This window comes from Halorientalis sp. (genome assembly GCF_028275115.1).
Lineage (GTDB): Archaea > Halobacteriota > Halobacteria > Halobacteriales > Haloarculaceae > Halorientalis.
This window is the reverse complement of record NZ_JAQCNH010000060.1, coordinates 1-7,605: the sequence shown is the minus strand read 5'-3', so window position 1 is coordinate 7,605 and position 7,605 is coordinate 1. Positions and strand designations below refer to the sequence as shown.

General features: G+C 68.1%; 6 protein-coding genes. 2 read left to right on the top strand and 4 right to left on the bottom strand.

The genetic code is table 11. The annotated features are described in order from the left end of the window. Positions 1 to 205: 205 nt before the first annotated feature. The 3 genes from Q0964_RS09125 to Q0964_RS09115 form a co-directional block, all read right to left on the bottom strand. Positions 206 to 1,858, bottom strand: coding sequence for a hypothetical protein (locus tag Q0964_RS09125; RefSeq protein WP_299266276.1), 1,653 nt, complete (start codon positions 1,856 to 1,858; stop codon positions 206 to 208). A gap of 245 nt (positions 1,859 to 2,103) precedes the next feature. Beyond that, complete coding sequence (locus tag Q0964_RS09120; protein ID WP_299266273.1) at positions 2,104 to 3,861, bottom strand: excinuclease ABC subunit C; 1,758 nt, start codon at positions 3,859 to 3,861, stop codon at positions 2,104 to 2,106. Positions 3,862 to 3,895: 34 nt separating this feature from the next. Then, positions 3,896 to 4,651 (bottom strand): hypothetical protein, encoded by a 756-nt coding sequence (locus tag Q0964_RS09115; protein ID WP_299266271.1) that lies wholly within the window; start codon positions 4,649 to 4,651, stop codon positions 3,896 to 3,898. Between the two features lie 98 nt (positions 4,652 to 4,749). On the opposite strand from Q0964_RS09115, the gene Q0964_RS09110 reads away from it, so the two are divergent. Next, entirely contained in the window at positions 4,750 to 5,016 is a 267-nt protein-coding gene (locus Q0964_RS09110) for a DUF7967 family protein (protein WP_299266269.1), read from the top strand. Next, the gene (locus tag Q0964_RS09105; RefSeq protein ID WP_299266267.1) at positions 5,016 to 5,279 is read left to right on the top strand and encodes a DUF7967 family protein; all 264 of its coding nucleotides are present in this window, start codon (positions 5,016 to 5,018) and stop codon (positions 5,277 to 5,279) included. The genes Q0964_RS09110 and Q0964_RS09105 overlap by 1 nt, the downstream gene beginning before the upstream one ends. 2 nt (positions 5,280 to 5,281) lie before the next feature. Here the strand turns inward: Q0964_RS09105 and ligA are convergent, their stop codons facing one another. Further along, positions 5,282 to 7,360 (bottom strand): NAD-dependent DNA ligase LigA, encoded by a 2,079-nt coding sequence (gene ligA / locus Q0964_RS09100; RefSeq protein WP_299266265.1) that lies wholly within the window; start codon positions 7,358 to 7,360, stop codon positions 5,282 to 5,284. Positions 7,361 to 7,605 lie beyond the last annotated feature (245 nt).

Genomic DNA, 7,605 nt, shown 5'->3' with positions numbered 1-7,605 from the left:
GGAACGTCGCCTGCGGAGTCCGGAGTCCCTGTGCCCACGTCGGGGATAAATTCCGACACAGAACCAGGCGGCCCTGTCCTCGACAAGCGAGGGGCGGGCAGCCCCGAGCGCGGTAGGGCAGGGGAGTTCACTACAGCACCCTCTCCGCTCGTGGCTGCCGGCACTCGGTCGACAGCAGCCGGCTCTCCTGCGGTCGAGCCGTCCGTCAATCGTCCGCCGGTTCGCTCGCGTCGTCGAGCTCCGGGTTCGCCCCGCCGTCGAAGACAAAGCCGGTGTCGGCCGCCTCGTCGACGACCGAGCCGCCGCTGTCGAGCGTGATCACGTCTTCGTCGCCATCGCCGTTGTCGAAGACGAACCCACCGTCGTCGGCCTCGTGGTCGTCGAAGGAAAACTCCGCTCGTGTGTCGACCGACTCGCTGGGGTCGAACGCGCTCTCGCCGAACACATCGTGTGGTTCGGTGGTCGACCCGCCGGTCGTCACCGACCTGGTCTCGACCGGCTGTGGAACTCCGTCGTCGCCCGAATCGGCCCCGCTGTAATGCCGGTAGACGATGATGCCAGCCCCGGCCGTCAGCACGAGCAGCAACGCCGACCCGGCGGCGACCGAAATGCCGTCGCCGCCACCCCCGCTATCGCGTCCCGGGTCGGCGGCCGCCGCGTCACTCTCATGCTGCACGTTCGGATTCTGTGGTGCGTGATCGTACGGGTCCGGGACGCCATCGCCGTCCGAGTCCCCGAACTGCACGTTCGCGTTGTTCGGCGCGTAGTCTCGTGCGTTGACGACGCCGTCCCCGTCGGAGTCGAACAACTTGGAGTCACGACTGCCTACCGACACCGGCGAGTCGGCCGACCCCCCGCCTGCGTCGGCTGACACCGACGTCTCGCCGTCACCCGATGCCGTCTGACCCGCCGGCAACCCGAGTCGCTCGCGAAGGTCCGGTGGGAAACACTCGACGTAATCGTTCGGGACCATCGTCCGGAACTGCGCGGCCGACATCCGTTCGAGCGTCCTGTTCACTTCCTCCCGGATGGTCTCGACCGGCGGACAGTCCACCTCGCCGTTGCCGGCCCTGGCCGCAGTCCCAGTGTCGTCCCCCGCTGGGGTCGGACTCTCCGTGACCGCCGACGCCACGGTCACGTCGGTTCCGATGTTCAGCTTCGACCTCACGTCCGCCGGCAGACAGTCCTCGTAGTCCTCGGGAATCTGTTCGCGGACGGTCGCAGCCGAGGCGTCTTCGAGCGCCGTCTCGACCGCGTCGCGAATCTCCCCGTCCGACGGACACTCGACGCTCCCAGTGCCGCCGTCGGTCGCCCCGTCGGTACCGCCTGTGTCGTTGGACGACGAATCACCCCCGACGTCGAGCCGATCTTTCAGGTCCGACGGGAGGCAGTCGATCTCCTCGTCGGACAACTCCTCGCGGACCGCCGCTGCTGACTCGTCGGCCAGTGCCGCGTCGACCTCCAACCGGAGTACGGTGGTCGGCGGACAGTCGTCGGTCGAGACGGTGACGTCCGTCGAGTTGTCGTCGTCCGTCTCGTCCCCGAGGTCCAACACCTCCCGCACGTCCTCCGGGAGGCATCTGACGGCTTCCGACGGAATGGTCGACCGCACCTCCTCGATGCTACGGGTCTCCAGACCGTCGAACACCTCTTTCCGGAGCGCGTCGGCGGGTGGACAGTCCGCCGCGACCGGCTCCGACCCGTTGGTCGCGTTCCAGTCGGTGTCGTTAGACTGTACGGCGGCCGCTGTGCCGGCCGGCCCGGCACCCGAGAGCGCGACGCCACCGAGCACGGTAACGCCGAGGATGACGGCGAGTCCGCCAAGCAGCGGCCAGAGTCGCCTTTCGTTACGACGCATCTCCCGGCCCCTCTCCCAGCCGTCTCCCCGCGGACTGACACGCATACACCACAGCCCGTTCTCCGAGCACCGGGCCACCCACGACGCTCGCGCTGTTCGCTCTCTCCCCCATTTCGGTTTTTATATCGGTCTACAACATCTTAGAATTTTCGCCCGGGCAGACGAACAGAACGAATCCACAGGCCGACGGAACCACCATCCACCGATACTGGTGTCCCGGTGTCAGTTTATCGGTTCGGTCGTGGTCACAGGCGGGCGGCGATGGTCTCGGCGGTCTTTTTTCCGACGCCGTCGACCTGCTGGAGCTGGCCGGGGTCGGCATCGCGGACGTTCTCGACGCTGCCGAACCGACGGAGGAGTCGCCGACGGGTCTCTGGACCGACGCCCGGTACGTCGTCCAGCGCCGTCGACACGTCGTCCCGGAGCGACTGGTGGTACTGGACGGCAAAGCGATGTGCCTCGTCGCGGACGCGCTGACAGAGGTGGAGGTGGGGGGCATCGTCGTTCCAGTCGTACGTTCCCGACGGAGTAACGACCAGTTCCTCCGCCTTGGCGAGCGCCACCACGGACACGTCCCAGCCCGTCTCGGCGAGTGCGTCCTGGGCCGCGCCCAGCTGCCCGTCGCCGCCGTCGATCAACAACAGGTCGGGGGCAGGGCGGTCGTCGCGGCCCGCGACGGCACGCTCGGCCCGCCAGCGAACCAGTGCGCGCATGTTCGCGTAGTCGTCGTTACGTTCGTCGAGTTTCCGCCGCCGGTAGTCGCTCTTCTCCGGGCTCCCGTCGACGAAGGTCACGTTGCTGCCGACGACGGCGCTGCCCTGGGCGTGGCTCACGTCGAACCCCTCGATGCGTCCGACCGGCGACTCCAGCCCGAGTGCCTCCGCCAGCGCCGCGCCCTCGTCGCCCCGTGCGCCGACGCCCCGACGGGCGTTTTTCAGCGCCAGATCGACCAGCTTGGCCTCCCGACCCGCGCCCGGGACCCGGACGTCGACGCCCTCTGCGGCCAGCCAGGCGTCGAGTTCGGGGTCGTCTGGCCGCTCGGAGAGCAGGATGGCGTCGGGTAGCTCGCGTTCCGCGTAGTACTGCGGGACGAAAGCCGCGAACACCGCGCCGATCCGGGTTCCGGCCCCTGCTCCCTCGGGCGCGGCCAGCGTGTGCTGCTCGCGTTCGACGAGCTGGCCGCCCGCGGCGTGGAGGCGAGCGACGGTCGCCTCGTCGCCTTCGACGGTCGCGCCCAGCACGTCCACCGCACGCTCGCGGCCGCTGCCACCGGCGCTGACGGCCTCGCCGCCCTCGCCGTGGAACGCCTCGACGGCTTCCAGCCGGTCCCGGAGATTGGCGGCGCGCTCGAACGCCTCGTCCTGGGCGGCACGCTCCATCTCTCGCCCGATGGGGTCTGCGAGCACGCCCGTCTCGCCCTCGAAAAACCGCTGGACGCTTTCGACGTCTTGGCCGTACTCCCCGTGACCGATCTCCCCGGTGCAGGGTGCGGTACAGATGCCAACCTCGTAGTCGAGACACGGCCGGTCGCGGTTGCTGTACTTGTGGTCCGAACAGCCCCGCAGGCCGTAGGTCTCACGCAGGGCCTTGACGACCGTCTCCACGCGGCCCTTGTCGGTAAACGGGCCGTAAACTGTCGCGTCGTCGTCGGGGTCGCGGGTAATCTCGATCCGGGGCACGTCGTGAGCGGTCAACTGGACCAGCGGGTAGGACTTGTCGTCTTTCAGTCGGACGTTGTAGCGTGGCTGGTGGCGCTTGATAAGGTTCGCCTCGAGCAACAGAGCCTGCGTCTCGGTGTCGGTGACGGCCACGTCCAGGTCGGTGGCCCGCTCGACCATCCGTCGGATACGCTCGCCCCGCGGGTCGGCGTAAGACCGCACCCGGTCACGCAGGTCGACGGCCTTCCCGACGTACAGCACGGTCCCCGACTCGTCGAGAAACTGGTAGCTACCCGGCTCACGGGGCAGGTCAGCCGCACGCGTCCGGACCTCGCTGGGGTCCATCTCGCCGAGCGTACGGGCCCGCTGGGTATGTGGATTACCCTTCGTCGTCGCCGGAGTCGCGACCCTCGTCGGTTGCGACCTCCTCGACCGGTTCCGAGACCGTCAGGTCCTCACCCGGAGCCGCGTCCTCCGCGTCTGCGGTCAGCGAGCCCAGAATCGTCCCCACCATTCCGGGACTGGACGAGTCGCCCGCGGCCGTGTCGACCGGCGGCGTGGCTCCGGATGCGCCGTCGAGGTGTCGCTGCAGTCGCGTGACTGCCGTCCCGGGGTCCTCGGACGGGATGTGCAGGTCTGTGTCTCCCGCGACGGCTAGCCGAACCGTTTTCGACCGGCTCTCGACGTACATGCCGAGCGCGCCGAGTGCGAGCGCCAGTGCCAGGAGGCCGCCGACCAGCAGCACCTGGTCGAGTAGTCCGAGCAGTCGCGACAGCTGCTGTAGGACGGTGAGCATGCCGCCCATGCCGACCCGGCCAGCCCCCTGCCCGCCGATCTCGCCGACCTCTAGCAGCGTTCCGAAGTCGACGGTCAGGCCGAGGGCGACGCCTGCGACCCCGCCCAGTCCGGCCTTGGCGACGTAGCCGAGCCAGCCCGTATTACTCGTCGAGTCGACGGCGACGTCCTCGACGTTGGGTCGCTCGACCGACCGAAAGTTCGACCCGTCGCTCCCGGGCGTGAACGTGAACACGCGCTGACTGGTGACGACGACGCCGTTGTCGCCGACCGAGACCGTCGTCTCGACGGTCTCACCGTGACGAAGCCGTTCTCTGGCCCGCTCGTCCCAGCGCGGCATCGTCGACGGTTCGCGAGCCCGCCAGATGAATCTGGCGCGCGACTCGACTGCGGAGCCGCGATGCGTGGATACAAGCCGGCCGGTCCGCAATCACCGGTATGGCCGAGGCGACCGAACGGGTCTGGCTCGTCGAGCGCGAGTACAGCGACAAGGGGCTGCTCACGCTCGTTTACGCCACGTCCGACGGCGAGCGCTACATGCAGAGCAACCGCTCATCGAACATGCTCCGGAGCGGCGGCATCACCGCCGCCAAGGAGGCCACCGCCGACCAGTTACAACCGGTCGAGAGCCCCGACCTGCGGGAACGATACGCCGACGAGGCCGCCCGCGTCGCCGAGAACAACGACCCCGACGACGAGATCTGATGACAGAAAACACCGTCCGCACGTGGCTGGTCGCCCGCGAGTACGAACACGAAGACATGGTGACGCTCGTCTACGCCACGCCCGACGGGGAGCGCGCGGTCTTCCAGCAGAAGTCGACCCGGATGCTGTTCGACTCGACGGTGACGGCGGCCCTCGACGTGGAACCGAACAGACTAGAGACCGTCGACCCCGAAGACCGTGAGCGATACGCGAACGAAGCCGAGCGGATGACCGAGCGTCACGACCCCGACGACGAGGTCTGAACTCAGCGCACGCCCCGCTCGTCCAGCAGGTCGCGGAACTCGGCCTCGTCGATCTCGGGTACGTCCTCGGCGTCGGCGTCCTCGCGTTTGTTGGTTCCCGGGTTCTCGCCGACGACCAGGTAGTCCGTGTTGCCCGAGACGCTGCCGGTCGCCGAGGCTCCGTGTCTCTCGACGAGGTCCTGGGCGTCCGACCGGGTGAACCCGTCGAGCGAACCGGTGAACACGAACGTCAGCCCGTCCAGTTCGTCGCCGCCGTCGACCGCGACCGGTTGCGGGTCGACGCCCCGTTCGCGAAGCTGTTCGATCACCGCGCGGTTGCGTTCGGAGTCGAGAAACTCCCGAATCTCGCGGGCGACGGTCGGTCCCACGTCGGTGACGGTCTGTAACTCCTCGGTGTCGGCGGCCAGCACCGCATCGAGGTCGCCGAACTCGCGAGCCAGCGACGTGGCGGTACTCGTCCCGACTTCTGGGACGCCGATGGCCGCGAGGAAGTCCGGGAGCGGCGGCTCGCGGGCGGTGTCGACCTCGGCGAGCAGATTCGCCGCGCTCGTCTCACCCCACCCCTCTAAGTCGGCCACCGCCTCGTGGTCGAGGGCGTAGATGTCCGGCAGTTCCTCGACCAGTCCGGCGTTCATGAGCTGTTCGATGCGTTCGGGACCCAGCCCCTCGATGTCCAATCCTGTCCGACTGGCGTAGTGTTCGATGGCCCGCTCCAGCTGTGCGGGACAGGCCAGTCCGCCGGTACAGTAGGCCATCGGCCCGTCGCGCTCGACGGCGCTGTCACAGACCGGACAGTGCTCTGGGAACTCGAAGTGGCTCTCGGTGCGGTCCGTGACCACTGCACCCACGTCGGGAATCACGTCCCCGGCGCGTTTGACCCGCACCGAGTCACCGACGCCGACGCCTAGTCGCTCGATCTCGTCGGGGTTGTGGAGGCTGGCGCGCGAGACCGTCACGCCGCCGACTTCGACGGGTTCTAGCAGCGCCACGGGCGTCAACCGTCCCGTCCGGCCGACCTGGACGACGATGTCGGTGACTCGGGTCACCTCCCTGCGGGCGGGGAACTTGTAGGCGAAGGCCCACCGCGGGTGGCGGCTCGTCGCGCCCAGCTCTCCGCGAGCCTCGTGGTCGTCGACCTTGACGACGACCCCGTCGATCTCGTATGGCAGGTCCTCGCGGTCGTTGAGCAGGCGGTCCCGGTAGTCGATGGCCGCCTCGATGTTCTCGACGCGCTCGCATTCCGTGGCGACCCGGAGCCCCCACTCCCGGAACCGGGTGAGCTGAGTCCAGTGGTCGTCGGGTCGCTCGCTGGCGTCCAGCACGGCAAAAAAGAACACCGCGAGCGGCCGTTCGGCGGTAACGGAGGGGTCGAGTTGCCGGAGTGTGCCCGCGGCGGCGTTGCGCGGGTTGGCGAAGGCGTCCTCGCCGCGTTCGACGCGCTCGCGGTTGTACTCCTGGAAGGCTGCTTTGGGCATGTACACTTCCCCACGGACCGCGAGGGAGTCGGGGTAGTCCCCGCGGAGTCGCTGGGGCACGCTCGGGATGGTGCGGACGTTCTCGGTCACGTCGTCACCTTCCTCGCCGTCGCCGCGAGTGGCTGCTCGCTCGTACTGGCCGTCCTCGTAGACGATTTCGACCGAGAGGCCGTCGAACTTCGGCTCACAGACGTACTGCAGGTCCCCCTTCCAGTCGGCGTCGTCCAGACCGTTCCGGACGCGCTCGTCGAACTCCCGGACGGCCTCGGCCTCGCCGCTCTGGTCGATGGACAGCATTGGCGCGACGTGTTTTACCGTGTCGAGTTCGTCGACCGGTTCGCCGCCGATGCGACGGGTCGGACTGTCCTCGCGGTCGAGGTCGAACGCGTCTTCGAGGGCCTGCAACCGGGAGAACAGCGCGTCGTAGGTGCGGTCGCCGAGCACCGGGTCGTTCTGGACGTAGTACCGGTAGTCGTGGTGCCTGATCGCCGCTCGGAGGTCCTGGGCCTGCTGACTGGCCACGTCCTCCTCGAGGGTTTCGACCGGCGCGAAATCGGTGTCCGGGTCGGTGACGTACGGGTTGTTCGTGGGAGCCGCCGCGTCCATACTGGTCTCAGTATCGGGTGCGTATAGAGTCCAGTGGTCCATGCTGGCGTGGACTGCCGGTCCAGTTTAGCTGATTATAGGCGCTAATCCCCCTTGCTCAAGGAGCGACCGGAGAGAGCGAGTAGGGAGGGGATACAGCGTCCCCAGAAATCTCCGATTTCTGGTGTGCGAACGAATCGCGGAGCGATTCGTCCACGCCGTCATCGTTTTACTTTCGCTACACGGCATGGCCTTACTACCCCTCC